14 protein-coding genes are annotated in these 20,419 nt (G+C 51.8%); all 14 read left to right on the top strand.

All coding sequences use genetic code 11. The features are described from left to right. Positions 1 to 12 precede the first annotated feature (12 nt). The 14 genes from BBD42_RS29490 to BBD42_RS29425 all read left to right on the top strand — a co-directional run bounded on the left by BBD42_RS29490 (position 13) and on the right by BBD42_RS29425 (position 20,346). Positions 13 to 2,910, top strand: a complete 2,898-nt coding sequence (locus BBD42_RS29490) for a glycoside hydrolase family 3 C-terminal domain-containing protein (protein WP_099521051.1) — start codon at positions 13 to 15, stop codon at positions 2,908 to 2,910. A 371-nt stretch (positions 2,911 to 3,281) separates the two neighbouring features. After that, complete coding sequence (locus BBD42_RS29485) at positions 3,282 to 5,090, top strand: sensor histidine kinase (RefSeq protein WP_237163276.1); 1,809 nt, start codon at positions 3,282 to 3,284, stop codon at positions 5,088 to 5,090. Beyond that, positions 5,083 to 6,651 carry a response regulator transcription factor gene (locus BBD42_RS29480; protein ID WP_099521050.1) on the top strand — a complete coding sequence of 523 codons (1,569 nt, stop codon included), beginning with the start codon at positions 5,083 to 5,085 and terminating at the stop codon, positions 6,649 to 6,651. Before BBD42_RS29485 ends, BBD42_RS29480 begins: the two co-directional genes overlap by 8 nt. A gap of 44 nt (positions 6,652 to 6,695) precedes the next feature. After that, positions 6,696 to 7,343 (top strand): cyclase family protein, encoded by a 648-nt coding sequence (locus BBD42_RS29475; RefSeq protein WP_099521049.1) that lies wholly within the window; start codon positions 6,696 to 6,698, stop codon positions 7,341 to 7,343. A 310-nt stretch (positions 7,344 to 7,653) separates the two neighbouring features. Beyond that, a complete protein-coding gene (locus tag BBD42_RS29470) occupies positions 7,654 to 8,616 on the top strand; it encodes an ABC transporter permease (protein ID WP_099521048.1) in 963 nt (320 codons plus the stop codon). A gap of 12 nt (positions 8,617 to 8,628) precedes the next feature. Then, positions 8,629 to 9,519, top strand: coding sequence for a carbohydrate ABC transporter permease (locus BBD42_RS29465; protein ID WP_099521047.1), 891 nt, complete (start codon positions 8,629 to 8,631; stop codon positions 9,517 to 9,519). A gap of 101 nt (positions 9,520 to 9,620) precedes the next feature. Continuing rightward, positions 9,621 to 11,315, top strand: a complete 1,695-nt coding sequence (locus BBD42_RS29460) for an ABC transporter substrate-binding protein (RefSeq protein ID WP_099521046.1) — start codon at positions 9,621 to 9,623, stop codon at positions 11,313 to 11,315. Positions 11,316 to 11,429: 114 nt separating this feature from the next. Next, the gene (locus BBD42_RS29455) at positions 11,430 to 13,460 is read left to right on the top strand and encodes a beta-galactosidase (RefSeq protein ID WP_099521045.1); all 2,031 of its coding nucleotides are present in this window, start codon (positions 11,430 to 11,432) and stop codon (positions 13,458 to 13,460) included. Between the two features lie 425 nt (positions 13,461 to 13,885). Continuing rightward, a complete protein-coding gene (gene spoVAC / locus BBD42_RS29450; protein WP_099521044.1) occupies positions 13,886 to 14,377 on the top strand; it encodes a stage V sporulation protein AC in 492 nt (163 codons plus the stop codon). Position 14,378: 1 nt separating this feature from the next. Further along, on the top strand, positions 14,379 to 15,392 hold the full coding sequence (spoVAD, locus tag BBD42_RS29445) for a stage V sporulation protein AD (protein ID WP_099521043.1): 1,014 nt from the start codon (positions 14,379 to 14,381) through the stop codon (positions 15,390 to 15,392). A gap of 4 nt (positions 15,393 to 15,396) precedes the next feature. Next, positions 15,397 to 15,747 (top strand): stage V sporulation protein AE, encoded by a 351-nt coding sequence (gene spoVAE / locus BBD42_RS29440; RefSeq protein WP_056041954.1) that lies wholly within the window; start codon positions 15,397 to 15,399, stop codon positions 15,745 to 15,747. Positions 15,748 to 15,897: 150 nt separating this feature from the next. Continuing rightward, the gene (locus BBD42_RS29435) at positions 15,898 to 16,857 is read left to right on the top strand and encodes an AAA family ATPase (RefSeq protein ID WP_099521042.1); all 960 of its coding nucleotides are present in this window, start codon (positions 15,898 to 15,900) and stop codon (positions 16,855 to 16,857) included. A gap of 1 nt (position 16,858) precedes the next feature. Continuing rightward, entirely contained in the window at positions 16,859 to 18,106 is a 1,248-nt protein-coding gene (locus BBD42_RS29430; protein WP_099521041.1) for a DUF58 domain-containing protein, read from the top strand. Further along, a complete protein-coding gene (locus BBD42_RS29425) occupies positions 18,103 to 20,346 on the top strand; it encodes a DUF4129 domain-containing transglutaminase family protein (protein ID WP_099521040.1) in 2,244 nt (747 codons plus the stop codon). The genes BBD42_RS29430 and BBD42_RS29425 overlap by 4 nt, the downstream gene beginning before the upstream one ends. Positions 20,347 to 20,419 lie beyond the last annotated feature (73 nt).

Here is a 20,419-nt window from a genome sequence, read left to right as displayed (position 1 = left end):
AGTGGAAAAACCATGACAGAACAGCAGTATCCATTTTTAGACGGCAAGCTGGACATAGAGGAGCGTGTGCGCGATCTCGTATCGCGGCTGACGCTGGAGGAAAAAGTAGAGCTAATGGTGCAATATCAGCCTGCCGTTGAGCGGCTCGGCGTAAAACCATACAAGCATGGAACGGAAGCGGCGCATGGTCTGGCTTGGCTCGGCGAAGCGACCTCGTTCCCACAGCCCCTCGGTCTTGGCTGCACCTGGAACCCGGAGCTGCTGAAAGCTATTGGTTCTGTCATCGGTGATGAAGCCCGCGTCTATTATCAGCGCGACCCTGAAGTAAACGGCCTCACGCTGTGGGCGCCTACCGTCGATATGGAACGCGATCCGCGTTGGGGACGGACGGAGGAGGCTTATGGCGAAGACCCGAAGCTGACGGGCGAGCTTACTACGGCTCTCGTGCAAGGCATACAAGGCGACGATCCGGTATTTTTCAAAGCGGTTGCGACGCTGAAGCATTTTATCGCCAACAACAATGAAATTGATCGCGGCAGCTGCTCAGCGAGCATTGATCCGCGCAATATGAAGGAATATTACCAGCGTGCTTTTCAGCCTGCGTTCGTCAAGGGCGGCGCTCAATCGATGATGACGTCGTACAATTCGGTAAACGGCATCCCGACGATTTTGCATGAGGATGTGAACAAGGTCGTTAAGGGCGAATGGGGCATGAACGGGTTTATCGTCAGCGATGCTGGCGATTTGATCGGCCTGGTGAAGGATCATCATTATTATGATACGTACAAGGAAGCGGTAGCCCATTCGATTAAAGCGGGAATCGACAGCATTACCGACGATAAGGAAATTAGCTGCGGGGCGATCCGCGAGGCATTGTCCGAAGGCTTGCTTGCGGAAGCAGATCTTGACCAAGCGCTGACCAATACGTTCCGCGTGCGCTTCCGTCTTGGCGAATTTGATGCGGATAATCCGTATGCGAATGTGCCAGATTCCGTCTTATGCGCTCCAGCTCACGGCGACCTGTCGCTTCAGGCCGCCCGCGAGTCGATCGTTTTGCTCAAAAATGAAAAGGCCACGCTTCCGCTGAGCAGCAGCAAGCTGGGCAGCGTAGCGGTCATCGGGCCGCTCGGCGATGTCGTATATCGCGATTGGTACTCCGGCACTTTCCCTTATACGGTTACGCCGTTTGCCGCCATCCAGCAGAAGCTGGCTGGCAAAAAGGTAACGTTTACGAGCGGCAGCAATCAGGTGGAATTGAGATCTGCCGCAGATGGAGCACCTGTCTCGCTTGGTGACAACGGTGTACTGCAGGTCGCCGCTGGCAGCGCTGCGGAGACGTTTGAGGTGTGCGATTGGGGTTGGAACAGCTTGACGCTGCAAAGCCAATCGACGGGCAAATTCGCGACGAGCGCGGATGATGTCCACATTGCGGCTGCAGCGGATGAAGCTTACGGCTGGTATGTGAAGGAAGTGCTGCGCCTGGATGAGAAAGCGGATGGCACGACGGACATTGTTACCTGGGATGATAAACCGGTTGTACTGAAGGAGCAGGATGGCAAGCAGCTGCTGACTATATCCGAGGAAGTTACCGAAGAAGAGCGTACGCCAGAAGCAGGTGGAGACAACGCGGGCGGCGCAGCTAACAGCGGAAGCGGCAGCAATGGTGATAAAGAGCATAAAGGTGCCTTTAGGTTGGACGTTACCGTTGACGGAATTGCCGCAGCAGTAGCGGCAGCCCGCGAAGCAGAAACGGCGATTGTATTCGTTGGCAACAACCCGCTTATTAACGGCAAGGAAGAAACAGACCGTCCGGGCTTTACGCTTGCAGCAGCGCAAGAGCGGCTGCTGAGGGAGGTATACGCGGTTAATCCGAACGTCATCGCCGTCGTCATCGGCAGCTACCCGTTTGAGCTTAACTGGGCGCAGGAGCATCTTCCAGCGGTCGTCTATTTGGCGCATGCCGGGCAAGAGCTTGGCAATGCGGTCGCTGATGTGCTGTTTGGCGATTTTGCGCCGGCAGGCAAGCTGAATATGACTTGGTACAGCCAAATGGAGCAGCAGCTAACCGATATTTTGGATTATGACATTATTAAAGGAAAACGTACCTATATGTATTTCGAGGATGTGCCGCTATATCCATTCGGCCATGGGCTGACGTATGCGCCATTCTCCTTCGACAGCCTGCAAATTTCCCCGGCTGAAACGGGCGAAGGCTGGACAGCCAGCATTCGAGTAACGAATACGGGCAGTGTGGAGGCCGGCGAAGTCGTGCAGCTGTATGCCCGCGCGAATGCCTCGCGAGTTAAACGTCCGGTGAAGCAGCTCGTTGGGTTCGAGCGCGTTTACTTGCAGCCGCAGGAAAGCATTACGGTTCAGATCGCGATTAGCGCAGCTGAGCTTTCCATGTGGGATGTGACGCGGGACCGCTTCTGTCTGGAGTCAGGCGTTTACAGCCTGATGGCCGGCAGCTCGTCAAGCGACATCCGCTTGACAGCCGAGCTTTCCATCGAAGGCGAGAGCATTCCGCCAAGATTGCTGACGCAGCTGACGCGCGCGGAAAACTATGATGATTACTCCGGCGTGCTGCTTGATGAGAGCAAGGAAAGCGGCACCTGCGTGCGGCTGAAGGATGCATCAAACGCTGGCTGGATACGCCTTGCAGATGTGCAATGGAGCGCTGCTCCAGCAGCCATCGAGGCGCGGGTTAGCGGCGGACCGGCTGGCGGCACGCTGACGGTGCGCTTAGGCGCTGCTGAGGCTGAACAAGCAGCCGTTCTGACGGTGCCCGCTGGCGGCGAGCAGCAGTGGCAGAGCGTTTCGGCATCGCTTGCAGCGGGCATTTCCCCGCAGGCGGACGTTTATATTGCGCTGAGCGGCAGCGTGCGGTTGAGCAGCTTTATTTTTTCCTAAAAGCATATGAAGGATCGTTAGGCCGCAGGCTCTTTATGAACTTGCGGTCTTTTTTAAATATAGGAAAGGATCTGCTTTCGCCATCCTTTCTCTATATTTCTCGGACTGAAACGCGCCGCGCCGCCAGAGGACGGCGGAAGCCGTTTCACCTTGCCAGTCTGGGCATAAGCATGCGCAAGCCAAACCCTTAGTTTGCTGCCGGCGGGCAGGCAGGCTTATTTGGCACGTTCCCGGAGCGGGAGGAGCAGGGTATACATCTGGGGTGCTGCATTTTATAATAGAAGCTGGGCTTTCGAGAACGCTTTCTTACATTTTTGCCACGAATTGAAGCTGCAAATATAAGAAGTAACAGAAGAAGGGGCATTTGCCGAGTGAAGAAACAATCTGCCTTCGTCAGAAAGATGAACGATGTTCGCATTAAGCATAAGCTGGTGATTTCATTTTTGCTTGTCGTCTGCATTCCGGTGCTGCTTGTCGGCATTATTTTAACGGCGGCTTTTCGTCAAAATGTGCTGAATCAGGCGACGCAGCAGACGCTGAACAACGTAGAGAAAATCAAGAAGCAGACGGATGACATTATTCGGATGCCCATCACAATTTCGGATAAAATGCTGTTTGACAATGCGCTGCGAAGCACGGTGAACACCAATTATGAATCTACGTTTGAGGCTGTAAGCGCATTGTGGGAATTTCGGGCGTTTAAAGACTATATGCAGCTGTATTCGGAAATCAATAATATCCGCTTTTATACGACGAACGAAACGATTCTCGATAACTGGGAATTTATCAAAACAAGCAAAGCCACCGCAGAGGCATCCTGGTACAAAAGTGCGATGGGGGAAGTCGGCATCCACTGGATGTACATCAAGGATGAGACGAAGAAAAATAAAAATTATCTCAGCCTAGTTCGAAAAATACCGTTTCCTACTTATCGGACAAGCGGCGTGCTGGTCATTGGCATTAATCAAGGGAAGCTGAATGCGCTGCTTAGCCAGGAGCCTTTCGATACGATGATCTTTGATGATTCCGGCTATATTGTGGCGGCCAGCAACCCCAAGCAGGTAGGGCTGAATTTATCCAATCTCGATTTTTCCAGCCAATTGTCGGGGAAAGGGCCAGGCACCTTTGAAATTTTGTATGAAGGCAAGCGTTCGCGGCTTGTCATGGAGGAGCTTATCCCGCAATCAAGCCGCAATGGTTTGCGCATCGTATCCGTCTTTTCGATCGACAGCATCGTCAGTGAAGCGAATCGTATTAGCATTTTGGGACTGACGATTATGGGCATTAGTTTGGCGATTGCGTTTTTGCTCATTTATTTTTTCTCGGGACTGCTCGCGACGCGCATGCTGCTGCTGCATAAAAACCTCAACAAAGTAGCAATGGGCGATTTGACGACGGTGGCTACGGTGGACGGCAATGATGAGATTGGGCTGCTCTCGCGGCAGTTCAACAATATGGTGGTCAGCATTCGCGGGCTGATGGACGAGGTTTCCGAGTCCCAGCGGCAGCAGGATCAGCTGGAGCTGAGGCAGAAGGATATTAAGCTTAAAATGATGGCGAGCCAAATCAATCCCCATTTTTTGTTTAATGCGCTGGAGTCCATTCGCATGAAAGCGCATATAAACGGCGAGACGGAAATTTCCTCGATTGTCCATATGCTGGGCAAGCTCATTCGCCGCAATTTGGAAATTGGCGCTGGTAAAATAAGACTTAAGGATGAGCTGGAAATTGTCCGCTGTTATTTGGAAATCCAGAAGTTTCGCTACGGCAATGACCGCCTCACCTTTAATTTGGAGCTGGACCCGCATGCGCAGTCATTGGATATTCCGCCACTGATCATTCAGCCGTTGATCGAAAATGCGGTCATTCATGGTTTGGAAAACATTGATGAAGGCGGCTGCGTGACCGTGACGACGCTGCTTCGGGATCGGGTGCTGCATGTGAAAGTGTCGGATAACGGCATTGGCATTGACGAGGCTAGAATGGATGAAATTATGCTGGCGCTGGGGGATATGGACGATGAGCAGGAATATCGCATTGGACTGCGCAATGTCCATCAGCGACTGGTGCTGCTCTATGGACAGGCTTCCGGATTGCAGATTATGAGCGGCGGGGAAGACGGAGGAACGACCATTACGTTTCAAATCCCGCAAGCGCAAGGAGGGCAAGAAGATGCATAAGCTGCTTATCGTTGATGATGAGCCGATGATTCGCGCAGGTCTGCGCACAATTATTGATTGGGAAAGTCTTGGGTTTGTTTGGGTAGGGGAAGCGGCCAGCGGCCCAGAAGCCCTTATTAAGCACGGCCAGCTGGCGCCTGATTTAATTTTAATGGATATACGCATGCCGAGAATGGATGGCTTGCAGGTGATAGAGGAAATTCGCAAAATCGACACCTCCTGCCATTTTCTTGTTTTGAGCGGGCATGCTGATTTCAGCTATGCGCAGCGGGCGATCCAGTTCGGCATTGACGCATATATATTAAAGCCGGTTGACGATGACGAGCTCTATGAGAACGTTGTGCGTATAGCGGGGGTTTTGGACAAGCGTTCCGAGCAGGCGGCCAGTCTTGGCCATAGGGAGACGCTGCGCCGGGAGGAGCTGCTGCAGCTTGCTGTATCGGGCGACGCGGCGAGTTATCCGGAAATATGGAAGGAGCTGGAGCAGCTTACTGGCGATTCGGCGAAGAGCTTCCAGCTGCTGCTCATTGAGTGGTCAAGAACGGAGGAGCATACGTCTGCTGCAAGCATTGCGGCGAGGCGCAGATTGACTAGTGCGGTACAGAGCAACCGGGCAGGCTGGACGTTTAGCTCGGGCGCATATACCGCTGTGCTGCTGAAAGATTATGTCGTGCAGGAAGGCACGGGCGAGCTGCTTCGGCAGTGGGTTCAGCAGGCGGCGCAGGAGCAGCGTTATATCGCTGTCGTAGGCGAGGCGGTGCCGGCGCTTGTACAGCTTCCGAGCAGCTATGAAGCCATACTTGAGGCGATTAAGCATAGCTTCCGGCTGTCAAGCGGCGAGCTTCATCTCGTCAGCGGCGAGGAGCAGGCTCTGCATGCAGAGGCGGATGAGGAGCAGCTCCAATTACGGCTCCAGGAGCTGGCCCAGAAGCTGTATTATATGCTCGACATCGGCAGCCAGGATGGCGTACGGCTGATGCTGCAGGAAGCGAGTGAGCTGGCGAGCACGAGCCGGCTTTCCGAGCAGCGCATTAAAACCAGCTTTGCGCAAATGCTGACGATTGTACTGAACAAGCTGACGGCGGTTCATGTACAGCTGGCAATTCAGGACGAGCTGCGCATTGTAACGGATTTATACAAACAGACGAACTATGACGAGATGATGGCGCTGCTGGAGGACCGCCTGTCGCAGCTCGCGTTCCGTCTCGGAAATTCCAGCAATGTATCGGTCATTAAGCAAATTACCGGTTTTATTGAGCGCCATTATGCGGAAAATTTAAAGCTGGAAACGCTGGCAGAGCTGTTTAATTACAATAGCGGCTATTTGGGCAAAATGTTTAAAAATTTCACCGGCGAGCATTTTAACACCTATCTCGATCAGGTGCGGCTGCGCCATGCGGTAGAGCTGCTTCAGCAAGGGCTTAAGGTCCATCAAGTATCCGAGCTGGTCGGCTATGCGAACGTCGATTATTTTCACGCTAAATTTAAAAAATATAAGGGCATGTCGCCTTCGTCGTTTAAAGGGATGGTGAAGACAGATGCCGAGCGGCAGGAGTCTTAAATCGAATGATAAAGCAAAAGCGAGATTGAAAGGGGGAACGTGGATTGAAAGTCATCGATTTGACGCATACCATTTTTGAACAGACGCCCGTTTATCCCGGCACGCCGCAGCCAACGCTGGAAACGCTGAGCACGTATGAGAAGGACGGCTTTAGAGAAACGCTGCTGGCGCTTGCATCTCACACCGGCACACATATGGATGCGCCTGCGCATATATTTGCGGGCGGAACGACGCTGGAGCATATTCCAGCGCAGCAGTTCATCGGGACGGCGCTCGTCATTTCATGCTGCGATTTGCAGGCTGGCGAGCAAATTACGCTGGACTATATTGAGCGGGTGCGCGCGCTTGCCGATTCGGTTGATTTTCTGCTTTTTTACACAGGCTGGTCGAAGCATTGGGGAACGGATTCATATTTTGGAGATTATCCCTATATGACGGAGGAAGTAGCCGACTATATGATCAACAGCGGGAAAAAAGGCGTTGGCCTCGACGTTATTGGCGTTGACCCGATTTCGGATGCGAATTTGACCATCCATAAAAAAATCTTTTCGCAATCCGAAATGGTCATCGTCGAAAATTTAATTCATTTGGATCAAATAGGCGGCGAGGTATTTACCTTTTGCGCTTTGCCGCTCAAATTTCGGAATGCCGATGGCGCGCCGGCGCGTGCAATTGCTATCGTAGAATCATAACGAAGCGGGTATATAAACTTCCAATTACATATTTTATTTTCCAAAAATGCCCTCGGCTTGTTTTCAAGCGGAGGGCATTTTTTTGCGAAATCCGTCATTTTTAGCTAATGATCCGGCCGAAATCCCTCATTTTTTGCAGAAAAATCATATCAAAATCACATAAATAGCAGCCTGTACGTATTTTTATATGATTTTAGGTGGAATTTGTCGGGTGCCTAGCTGAAAATGCTTTCGGTTATGATGGGAACATAATAAAGAGAGAAATTCACGGATAGGTTGAGTGAAAGTGAAGTTTTTAGGAGGAGCAGAGATGAAATCGTTACCAACCGTAGAACACCCGCTTAATGTGAACAAAAGCAAAGCCAATCGTTTCTGGGACCGAATGAAGCAGCAGAAATACTTGTATTTTATGTCCGTCCCGTTCGTCATCTGGGTTTTCGTATTCAGCTATGTGCCGCTTTGGGGCTGGCTGATGGCATTCCAGAACTATAAACCGGCCAAAGGATTTTTTGCTCAAAAATGGGTCGGCTTCGACAACTTCATTATGTTGTTTGGAGATGAACGCTTTTATCTCGTCCTGCGCAATACGCTGGGCATGAGTATTATGGGACTGATCGTCTCGTTTACCGTTCCCGTTATTTTTGCCCTATTGCTCAATGAAATTAGGGGCCAATTTTTCAAACGCTCTATCCAGACGATTTCGTATTTGCCCCACTTTGTATCATGGGTTGTCGTCGCTGGCCTAGTCAGCAAAATGTTGTCCACGGATGGCGGCGGTATTAATGACCTGCTGATGTGGCTTAATATCATCGACGAGCCGATTCAATTTATGGCAAAAGGCAGCTGGTTCTGGGGCATTGTAACGATGTCCGATATGTGGAAGGAAACGGGCTGGAACTCGATTATATTCCTAGCAGCTATGGCGGGCATTGATCCCGAGCAATACGAAGCAGCAACCGTTGACGGAGCAGGAAGATTCCGTAAAATGTGGAATATTACATTACCAGGTATTCGTACCACTTTTATGGTATTGTTTATTTTGTCCATCGGGCATTTAATCAGCATCGGCTTTGAAAAGCAGTTCCTCCTCGGCAACCCGCTCGTTGTCGATTATTCCGAGGTACTCGATCTATATGCGCTGAAGTATGGCATTCAAATGAGCCGCTTCTCTTACGGTACGGCGATCGGCATATTCAACTCCGTCGTCAGCATTATACTCGTGTTTAGCGCCAACGCCATCTACAAACGCATAACGAAAGAATCGGTTATTTAGGAGGAGACAAGCATGCAGGGAACGATTAGACCCAAATCAGAAATCATTACAGACGTCCTCATATATATTGTGATGGGGCTTGCTGGATTAATAACGATATACCCGTTTTTGAACGTGCTCGCGATTTCATTCAATGAATCGATGGATACGGTGAAGGGCGGCATTACGGTGCTGCCTAGAAAATTCACCTTGCAAAACTATATTACGATTTTTCAGTATAAAACATTGCTGACCGGTTTCCAAAACTCGGTGCTGCGTACCATTATCGGTACGGTTGTCGGGGTGCTGTCGGCTTCGATGATGGCGTTTGTGCTTAGCCGCCGCGAATTTCAGGCGCGCAAGCTTTTATCGCCGCTTTTCGCGATGACGATGTATTTCTCCGGCGGCATGATTCCGATCTATATGCTGATTAAAAATCTTGGTTTGATGAGCAGCTTCTGGGTATACATTATTCCGCTTATTTTGAGCGTTTGGAACATTTTCGTCGTTCGCTCCTACATTGATGGACTGCCTTACGCCCTTCAGGAGTCGGCAAAAATTGATGGCGCCAATGACTTTACGATTTTCTGGCGGGTCATCCTGCCGCTTTGCCAGCCCGTGCTGGCAACAATCGCGCTGTTCATTGCGGTGCAGCACTGGAATTCCTGGTTTGATACGTATTTGTACAACCAGCAGGCTGCCCAATTTACAACGCTGCAGTATGAGCTGATGAAGGTGCTGCAATCGACGCAGTCGGGTACCAATTATCGTGACGCTGGTGTGCAGCAGAACCTTGCGGCAGTATCGCCGGAGTCGATCCGGATGGCCATTACAATGGTCGTTACACTGCCTATTCTAGTCGTCTATCCTTTCCTGCAAAAATATTTTGTCAAAGGGATGACGCTCGGCTCCGTCAAAAGCTAGTGGACAAGCCTCTAGCTTCCATATGGTAATAGCAGGTTCCCTGTTATATACAAGTTTATCGCTTCATATTTAATACCGATTAAAAGGGAGGCAACACGAAGATGAAGAAAAAGAAAACCGCTCTAATGGGCTTGCTGCTTGCAACGGCTTTGACTTTCACAGCATGCGGCTCTGGCAGCAATAACGAAGCAGGTACTGGAAATACAGGCAATATAGGGGAGGGAGATTCCGTTGAGCCTATTACGGTAAGATTGGTATCAGGCGACCTCAACCCGGATTGGGACAATATGGAAAGCGACATCGGTAAATTCCTGCTAGAAAAAACAGGCATTACGATGCAGCAGGAGTTCCCGGTTGGCGGATCAGATACCGACATGTTCGCTCTGATGGCAGCAAGCGGAGAGTATCCAGATATGGTTATGGCGAAGGGCAGCGTAAAAAGCTTGGTTGACGCTGGCGCGCTTCTTGACCTGACGGATCTCATTGAACAACATGCTCCTAATATTAAAAAAGTGTATGGCGATTATTTAACCCGCCTTCGTTACAGCAAAGATGATCCAGCTATTTATGAGCTTCCTTCTTCCGGTGTAGGCCAAACTTATTTTGATGCCGAAGGCGGCTTCGAAATTCAGCATCAGGCGCTTGAGGAGCTGGGCTACCCTGAAATCAAAACCGTTAAAGATTACGAAAATGCCATTAAATCGTACATTGAGAAAAATCCTACGACTGAAGATGGACAAAAAAGAATCGGTTTGTCGCTTAACGGCGGCGAATGGCAAATTCTGATTTCCGTAACAAACCCGGCGTTCTATGCAACAGGCTTGCCGGATAATGGCGAGTTCGCGATCGACGAGAAAACATTCGAAACGAAGCTTCACTACCAACGTGAGGAAGAAAGAGAATATTTCCGCTGGCTGAACCATATGAATGACATCGGCCTTCTGGATAAAGAAAGCTTCGTTCAAAAATATGACCAATATAAAGCTAAAATCGCAACAGGCCGCGTAGTCGGCATTATCGACCAGAAGTGGGACTATGTTCAAGCGGAAAACTCGCTGAAAGCAGAAGGCAAATTCGGTGCGACATATGCGCGCTTCCCTGTAACACTGGATGAAAACTATCAAGATCATTCTTACCAAGGCACAGGCTATATGGCAGGACATGGCATTGCGATTACGAAATCGGCCAAAGATCCTGTCCGTCTGATTAAGTTCCTGGATTACCTGGCTTCTGAAGAAGGTCAAATTCTCGTTAACTGGGGCATTGAAGGCAAGCATTACGAGGTTGTGGACGGCAAACGCGTATTCAAGCAAGAAATTCAAGATCTCAAAACAAACGATGGCAACAAATTCAAGAAAACGACAGGTATTGAAAATTACATGATATCGGCTCGCTACGGCGATGGCGTTAAAGATTCCACAGGCAACTATTTTACGACGAAATTCCCAGAGCAGTTCAAAGCTGAATATTCGGAAGCGGACAAAAAGACGCTTGCGGCTTACAAAGTGGAAATGTACAAAGAATTCTGGCCTGCAGACGATGCTTTCCCTGAGCGTCCTTACGGCGCAGCATGGAACTTGAATTTTGAAACAGGCTCGGAAGCGGATGTTATTTTCCAAAAAACACAAGATATTATGAAGAAACGTGTACCAGAAGCCATTTTGGCGAAGCCGGAAAACTTCGATAAAATATGGGATGACTTCATGGCGGATCTGGACAAAGCAGGCGCTAGCAAGCTGAATGAACAGTTTACGCAAATGGTTAAAGACCGCGTGGAGTTCTGGTCGCAAAAGTAAGGGACTGCTATGGAGGAGGGGAGGACTCTTAATTGAGTTCTCTCCTTCATTTCTGTCAATCGGCATGTTATGGTAATAAAAGATTAGTCAAAATGGAAGAGGAGCTGTTTTACAGTGATTAATGAAAAATTGCCGAAAATTTGGTACGGTGGCGACTATAATCCGGAGCAGTGGGATGAGTCTGTTATGGAAGAGGATATTCGGATGTTCAAGCTGGCGGGCATTGATGTAGCGACCGTCAACGTTTTTTCGTGGGCGCGCATTCAGCCGGATGAGAACACTTATGATCTCGAATGGCTGGACCGCATCATTAACCGTCTGTACAAGGACGGTATTTACGTCTGTTTGGCGACGAGCACAGGTGCACACCCGGCATGGCTGGCGAAAAAGCACCCTGACGTGCTGCGTGTCGATTACGACGGACGCAAGCGCAAATTCGGCGGACGCCACAATTCCTGTCCGAACAGCCCGGCTTACCGCAAGCTGTCCGAGCGCTTGGCTGGCACGATTGCACAGCGCTATAAAGATCACCCCGCTGTACTCGTATGGCATGTATCGAATGAATACGGCGGCTATTGCTACTGTGACAACTGCGAGGCGTCATTCCGCGTTTGGCTGGAGCAGCGATATGGCACGCTTGAGAAGCTGAACAAGGCGTGGAATACCGCATTTTGGGGCCATACCTTTTACGATTGGGATGAGATCGTTGCTCCTAATGCCCTCAGCGAGGAGTGGGGCCACAACCGGACCAATTTCCAGGGCATTTCCATCGACTACCGCCGCTTTCAGTCGGCAAGCATGCTTGCTTGCTATAAGCTGGAATATGAAGCGATTAAGCAGCATTCGCCGAATCTGCAAGTGACAACGAACTTAATGGGTACTTACTCCGAGCTTGATTATTTTGAATGGGCAAAATATATGGATGTCGTCTCTTGGGACAACTATCCTGCGATGGATACGCCGTTCAGCTTGACAGCAATGACGCATGATCTAATGCGCGGCCTCAAAAGCGGCCAGCCGTTTATGCTGATGGAGCAAACGCCAAGCCAGCAAAACTGGCAGCCGTACAACTCGCTTAAACGTCCTGGCGTTATGAAGCTATGGAGCTATCAGGCGGTGGCGCGCGGCGCGGATACGGTGCTGTTTTTCCAGCTGCGCCGCTCTGTTGGTGCTTGTGAAAAATACCATGGCGCCGTTATTGAGCATGTCGGCCATGAAAATACCCGCGTATTCCGCGAATGCGCCGAGCTGGGCGCTGAGCTGCAGCAGCTGTCTGGCCGGATTCTCGATTCTCGTGTCGAGTCTAAGGTAGCGATCGTCTACGATTGGGAAAACCGCTGGGCGGTTGAGCTGTCGAGCGGTCCGACTGTCGCGCTTAAATATCTCGATGAGGTTCATAAATATTATGATGCCTTGTTCCAAATGAACGTGCAGACGGATATGATCAGCGTGGAGGAGCAGCTCGATCGTTACGATCTTGTCATCGCTCCTGTGATGTACATGGTGAAGCCTGGCTTTGCGGAGAAGGTTGAAGCTTTCGTTGCGCGCGGCGGCACTTTCGTCACGACGTTTTTCAGCGGCATCGTCAATGAAAATGATATTGTAACGCTGGGCGGATATCCGGGCAAGCTGCGCAAGGTGCTGGGCATTTGGGCGGAGGAAATCGATGCCCTGCTGCCGGGCAAGCAAAATGATATTATCCTTAATAAACCGCTCGGCGCGCTTGATAGCGGGACATACTCCGGCAGCATTTTATGCGATCTGATTCATACGGAGGGCGCTGAAGTCGTTGCCGAGTATGGCTCTGACTTCTATAAAGGCATGCCTGCGGTAACGGTTAATTCGTTTGGCGAAGGCAATGCCTGGTATGTGGCGACCAGCCCCGACAAAGCGTTCCTCGAAGGCTTCATGGCCCATTTATGCTGTTCTGCCGGCATTAAACCGCTGCTTGCGACTCCAGACGGCGTTGAAGTGTCGCAGCGGGCCATTAACGGCAGCACCTTTACGTTCATTTTGAATCACAATGCGGAAGCGGTGCAGCTTTCGGAGCTGCCTAGCACGTTCACGAAAGAGCTGCTGAGCGGGGAAGCTGTAGACGGATCGCTTGCAATCGCAGCGAAAGGCGTAGCGATTTTGGAAAGCTAGAAGAACCGCTGCGGACAAGCTCCGCATTTGCCCCTGCCCGCATATGCTGAACGTATAGAAGCATAGCTAAAGGGAGGGCCGCCTGTGAGGAAAGCCAATGCATTAAGCAGCCGCAAGCAATTGGAGCTGATTTTACTCGTGCTGGCGCTGTATGTGCTGCTCGTTCTGCTGTTGATTTTGCTATTATTTTAAGCTGGGTGTCCGTGCAGGCTCACGGACCAGGAATATAAAGGGCATTCGACTGTTTTGGCTGCGGCTAAAGCGGGCGAATGCTCTTTTTTTCCGAATATAAGCATTTGAAAGGAAAACGATATGCTGCATACATAATAGCCCCTTAGTTGGCAAATAATGATCAAGAACTGATGCGTCCGCGCATCTCGTGTTTAGCATTTTGCAGCAGCGTATAACGGAAAGGGGGGCAAGCTATGACAGCAAGCAGCTCAGACAAAGGGAAATATAAGAAGATGGCGATGTCGTCAAAGGAATACCAGAACTTTGCCAAAACGCGGGAGCCTGCCCGCTCCATAGGAACGAATTGTTTGAAAGCCTTCATTATTGGCGGCGGAATTTGTGTATTTGGGCAAGTGATTCAGGAGCTGTTTATGCATTTGCTTCATATGAAAGCGGAGGATGCCAGCAATCCGACGGTTGCTGTGCTCATTATTATTTCAGTGATTTTGACGAGCATTGGGGTGTACGATAAAATCGCCCAGTGGGCAGGAGCCGGCACAGCCGTGCCTGTCACAGGCTTCGCCAATTCGATGTGCTCGGCGGCGCTGGAGCACCGTGCTGAAGGGCTGGTCCTTGGCGTTGGCGCCAATATGTTCAAGCTGGCCGGCTCTGTCATCGTGTTCGGCGTCGTGGCGGCCTTCTTCGTCGGCATCGTCCATCTCATTCTCGGCACAGGAGGGCAATAATATGCTGCGCGGCAAACAGACCTGGTGGTTCGAGAAGCGCCCCGTCATCATCGGCGCGGCAACGGTTGTAGGGCCAGACGAAGGCGACGGCCCGCTGGCCGAGGATTTTGACCTGGTGCATCCCGAGCTGGATATGCAGCAGAAAAGCTGGGAGAAGGCCGAGCGGCTGCTGCTGGAGCAGGCAGCGGACTTCGCGCTTCAGCATGCCCGGATTGACAAGGAAATGGTGCAGTTTTTTGTGGGCGGCGATTTAATGAACCAAATCATAAGCAGCAGCTTTGCAGCGCGGTCGCTTGGCGTGCCTTATCTTGGCGTCTTCGGCGCATGCTCCACATCGATGGAGTCGCTGTCGATTGCCGCAATGCTCGTCAACTCCGGCTCTGCCGATTATGTCCTGGCCGGCACATGCAGCCATAACTGCACGGCGGAGAAGCAGTTCAGATACCCGACCGAATACGGCTCGCAGAAGCCGCCGACGGCACAATATACCGTTACTGGCGCTGGTGCCGGACTCGTTGCCGCATCGGGGGACGGTCCGACCATCGAATGCGCGACGATCGGGAAAATCGTCGATCTCGGCATCACCGACCCATTTAATATGGGCGCTGCGATGGCACCTGCGGCTGTCGATACGATTCAAGCGCATTTTAACGATACAGGACGTTCCCCAAAAGATTATGACTTAATCGTAACAGGCGACCTTGCCGGTGTCGGGCATCCGCTTGCCAATGAGCTGCTGCTGCAAAATGGCGTGCCGATGGATGACACGGTTTTTGGCGATTGCGGCCTAATGGTGTACGATGTGAACCGCCAGAAGGTGCAGGCGGGCGGCAGCGGCTGCGGCTGCTCGGCAGTTGTCACCTATGGCCATTTGCTTAAGCGGCTCGCAAGGGGCGAGCTGAAGCGGATATTAGTCGTTGCGACGGGAGCGCTGATGTCGCCGCTGTCATTCCAGCAGGGCGAGAGCATTCCCGGCATTGCGCATGCTGTCGCGATTTGCGGAAAGGAAGGGTAAGGCGATGATTTTTTTATGGGCATTTCTAGTCGGCGGCGCTATTTGCGTCCTAGGGCAAATTATGTTTGATGTGTTTAAGCTGACCCCGGGGCATACGATGGCGACGCTGGTCGTTATCGGGGCCGTGGTGGATGGCATCGGCTTATACGAGCCGCTCGTTGCCTTCGCCGGAGCGGGAGCGACGGTCCCGATTACGAGCTTCGGCAATGCGCTCGTGCACGGGGCTCTGACCGAGCTGCATGACCAAGGCTGGATTGGCGTTATTTCCGGCATCTTTAAAGTGACGAGCTCCGGCATCTCGGCTGCGATCATCTTTTCGTTCCTGGCGGCATTGGTTATTCGGCCTAAGGGGTAATATAGGGGAAATAGATTGGAAAACTGGAGGGTCCTGTGGGATCCTCCAGTTTTTTTTGGAAATTGATGCATTTGTACTTACTTGCTGGACTACTGTAAAATGGAACTATATGCCTTTATCCATCTTGATACGCTGCGGGAGGTTATTCATATGGAAACGCGACAGGTTGACATGCAATTATGCGCATCTATTCTTACTAATCTAAATCATAGTATTTTGGGAAAACAAGAGCAAATCGAAAGACTGATGATTGCAGTGATCGGCGGCGGGCATGTACTGCTAGAGGACGTTCCCGGCACGGGAAAGACGCAGCTCGTAAAGGCGCTGGCCCGTTCAATCGGCGGCCAATTCAGGCGCATTCAGTGCAATCCGGATTTGCTGCCTACTGATATAACAGGCGTGTCCATTTATCATCCAAAGCAGGAGGAGTTTTTGTTCAGGCCGGGTCCGGTCATGACCAATTTGCTGCTGGCTGACGAGATTAATCGGGCGACGACCAAAACCCAATCTGCGCTGCTGGAGGCGATGGAGGAAGGCCATGTTACGGTAGATGGCGACACCTACGCGCTGCCTCATCCGTTTATGCTGCTTGCCACGCAAAATCCAATCGAATTCGAAGGTACTTATTTGCTGCCGGAAGCGCAGCTTGACCGTTTTATGATGAAGCTTTCGCTCGGCTATCCTAGCGAGGAAGATGAGCAGAAGATGATTATGGGCAGCGAAGCGCGGCTGCAGCCGGAGAGCCAAATTGCCCAAATCGCCGATGTGGACGATATTATCCGCATTCAGCAGCAGGTGCAGGCTGTTCATATGGATGAGGCAGTGGCCAAATATTTGGTCAGCATCGTCAGGGCTACACGAGAGCATCCCGGTATCCAGCTTGGAGCCAGCCCGCGGGCGGCCCTTTCGTTTGCCCGGGCGGCCAAAGCCGCCGCTTATTTGGAGCAGCGCAGCTTTGTTACGCCTGATGATGTGAAGAAGCTTGCTTCGCATGTATTGTCTCACCGGCTCTCCCTGCATACGGAGGCCAGAATGAACGGCCTCAAAGCGAGCGAACTGGTCGATCAAATCATGGAACAGGTAAGAGTGCCGGTGAGATTGGAGCGCTGATATGGAAATGCTGACGCTCAGCTTGCAAGGCAGACGACTGCTCATTAGCGCGTTTCTGTACGGAGGAGCGCTGCTTTATTTATTATTTCAAGGCGGCAAAACGGCCGTCATGCTGTTCGTCATTATGAATGCGCTGCTGCTTTATTTGCTGCTGGGGCGCTTTAGCGGCATTAGCAAAGTAAGCGGCAGCCGAAGCTTGCGCAAATCGGATGGCGATTATGCGCTGGCGGCCGGGAGCTCGCTAACGGTCAAGCTTTCGGTGAAGGTGCCCGGGTATTATCCGATCCCGTTTGTGCTTGTCCGCGATCAATTGCTGCGCAACAATGGACAAGCGCTGCAATTCGAATCGTCCTTTGTGCCGAATTTGAAGCGTTCCGGCGAAGTGCTGTATACGACACCTCCGCTGCAGCGGGGTGAATATCGCTTCGGGGCTACCGCCTGCTCCTCCCATGATGTGTTTGGGCTGTTTGAGCATTCGGGCAGCTTTACCGAGGAGTCGGTGTTCAGCGTCATGCCTCAAATCGTCCCCCTTCGCCAGCAGCGCGGTTTGCAGCTTGGCGCGCGCGGGCCATACTCGCACGCTATTGCTTCACGCTCGGCGAAGGAGACGACGCAAATCAATGGCGTGCGCGAATATGTGCCTGGCGACCGCTTGTCGCGGATTCACTGGCATGCGACGGCGCGCACGGGACATTGGAAGTCCAAGGAATTTGAACGGGAGTCGCTGCCCCGGACGCTTATTATTATCGATCGCGATGCCAAGGCATACAGCGGGGCGCAGGCAGACCGCTTTGAACTCGCGGTATCAGCGGCCGCTTCGCTCATTGAGAGCAGCGGGCGAGGAGAGACGGCTATGGGGCTGCTGTCGGCCGGATCGCAGCGGGCCATCTTCCCTCCCAAGGCGGGGGCCGAGCAACGGGGGGCGATTATGCAGCATTTAACGGCGGTAAATGCCGATGCGGAGCAGCCTTTATATCAGACGCTGCTTGCATCGGAGTCGCTGCTTGATTCGGGCTCAATCGCGCTAGTTATTTCTACAGCTTCGGGCAAGGAGGCGAGCGCCAGCCTGGAATGGCTCGCACGCAAAGGGCTGCAGCCTTGCCTGCTCCATATTGCGAATGTGGACGGGCGGGCCGCCGCGACGAATCAGGACTGGCAGAAGCTGCTGCGCTCCCGGGGCTGGCCGGTATTTACGCTTACGCAGTTGCCTGAGCTGCCGGCTGTGCTTGAAGGAGGCGGCGGAGCATGAAAAACACATTAAAAAGATTGAAAGAATATGCCGCGTTTGAGTGGTACAGCCGAATATCGCGTATCATTATTATTTTTTCGCTGCTTAATGCGATTGCGGTTTTTGAAAACTATTGGTGGCAAGCTACATTTACCTCCATTTATATGGCGCTGCTGCTTGCGGGGGCAGTTGACGTCTTGCTTCCTGGGATGAGGCGCAGGCTGCGGCTGCCGCTCCAATTGCTGCTTGTCGTAGTTTCAACATGGCTAGTAGTAGGCGCATCTCCCAGCTTAACCGGCTCAGAGGAAGGCTTGCGGAAATTCGGCGCTATGATATGGAGTATGCTGGTCCAGTTCAACCCGTATATTTGGTTTAGCTTGGCTATGCTTGCCACGTATTTGCTGTTCAGTGCCTGGACGACGTCGCGCGTTCGGCTATTCGGATTTATTGGGGCGAATTTGCTCATTTTGACAGTTGCCGATTCATTCACGCCGATCTGGCTGTGGGACAATGTGGCGTGGGTCGTATTGCTAGGGCTCATATGGCTGGCAGCGGGGCATTTGCACCAATTTCAGCGTCACCATCCAGGAAGCTGGAAGGAGCTGCTGCATTATCCTCTGCAATTATTTATGCCTATTGCGGCGGTGCTTGCGCTGCTGATGGCGGCAGGCCTGTTCATGCCATCGATTTCGCCTGTGCTTCGTGACCCGTATACGATTTGGAAAGAATCGAAGGGTGAGAAGGTCAATGTTTTTTTAGGTGAAAAAGGCTCGGACGCGGGTGGTGTAACGCTGGACACAAGCTCCGGCTATGGGCGTGATGACGACCAGCTTGGCGGCGGCTTTAACTTCGATTATTCGCCAGTCATGACGGTTGCAAGCTCCCATCGGAGCTACTGGAGAGGGGAGACGAAATCGTTTTATACCGGCAGCGGCTGGCTGGAGCTCGATGAAGGAACGGAGCCGAACAACGTCAATCAGCTGAAAAAGGAGCAGGAGCTTTCCCTGCCATATGATCGCAAGCTGGCAGACACGATTGAAGTGGAGCAGACGGTGACGATGATTCGGAAGGACCAGTATCCCGTTTTATTTGCTGCCGCTCCGATTAATCGCATTCACTGGATTAATGACCCGGAAGCGAATTTATCCTACCGGCTCACCTGGGCACCTGATGACCAGGAGCTGCGTTTTCCTTTGCAAGGAAGGGGAAGGCAGCCCTATCCGGAATCATACTCCGTCGTGTCCACCGTTCCCGTGCTGGATGAAGCGAAGCTCCGCAGTACGCATGCGCGCTTGTACAGCTCGAATGAAAATGACCATTATACACAGCTGCCCGATAATTTGCCAGGCGAGGTCAAGCAGCTTGCTGAGGAACTGACCAAAACTGCGACCAATGACTATGATCGGGCAAAAATGCTGGAATTGTATTTGCGTTTGAATTTTGTTTATACGAATGAGCCTGATCTGGGCAAGCTGACGGGAGAGTCCGATGATTTTGTCGCCCAGTTTCTGTTTGAAATTCAGGAAGGCTATTGCGATTATTTTTCTACAGCTATGGCGGTGCTGGCCCGTTCCGTTGACCTGCCTACCCGCTGGGTGAAGGGGTTTGCGCCAGGCGCATTGCCTGCCCTCGGTGTTGATGCAGCGGATCGCTTTGATATCGATACGTTCTTGCAAGGGGAAGGCACGTATACCGTGCGCAATTCCGATGCCCACTCTTGGGTGGAAATTTATTTTGAAGGTTATGGCTGGGTTTCCTTTGAGCCGACAGCAGGATTTTCATTCCCTTATACGATTGCCGGAGAGGATGCAGCGGCTCCTACACCGGAAGTAGAAGAGGACACAGACGAGGCAGTGAAGGCGGCAGCTGCCGAGAAAACCGACGTTTCGTACAAAGGCTTTTATATAGTTGGCATTTCCCTGCTTGCATTATTGCTCGCGGTTAGCTTGATTGTACGCCGTCAAGAGCTGAAGGCGGCATGGCTTCGCTTCCGGTTCCGCTCCTATACAGCGAATGAGCGGATCGTATGGGAAACGGAGCGCCTGCTCCGAGTGTGCCGGAGAAAGGGGCTAAAGCGCTCAGAGCATGAGACGCTGCGGGAAGCGGTGCAGCGGTTTGCCCAGCATCGCACAGATATTCACAGCGAGCTGACTCAGGTGCTGAACGATTTTGAACGAGCCAAATATAGTGGAGCCGAGGCGACGCCAGAAGAGGCTGAGCAATTTGTGAACAAAGTTAAGCATGTTATTTCGCTATTATAATGAATAGCTTTTATCCGACTATATATAGAAGGAAAAAATCAGCCTGCCGCTGTCCAAACAATGGACGGCGGTA

Origin of the sequence: Paenibacillus sp. BIHB 4019 (genome assembly GCF_002741035.1) — a bacterium.
Lineage (GTDB): Bacteria > Bacillota > Bacilli > Paenibacillales > Paenibacillaceae > Pristimantibacillus.
Note: the sequence above shows the minus strand (reverse complement) of the source record. Positions and strands in the feature narration are given on the sequence as shown.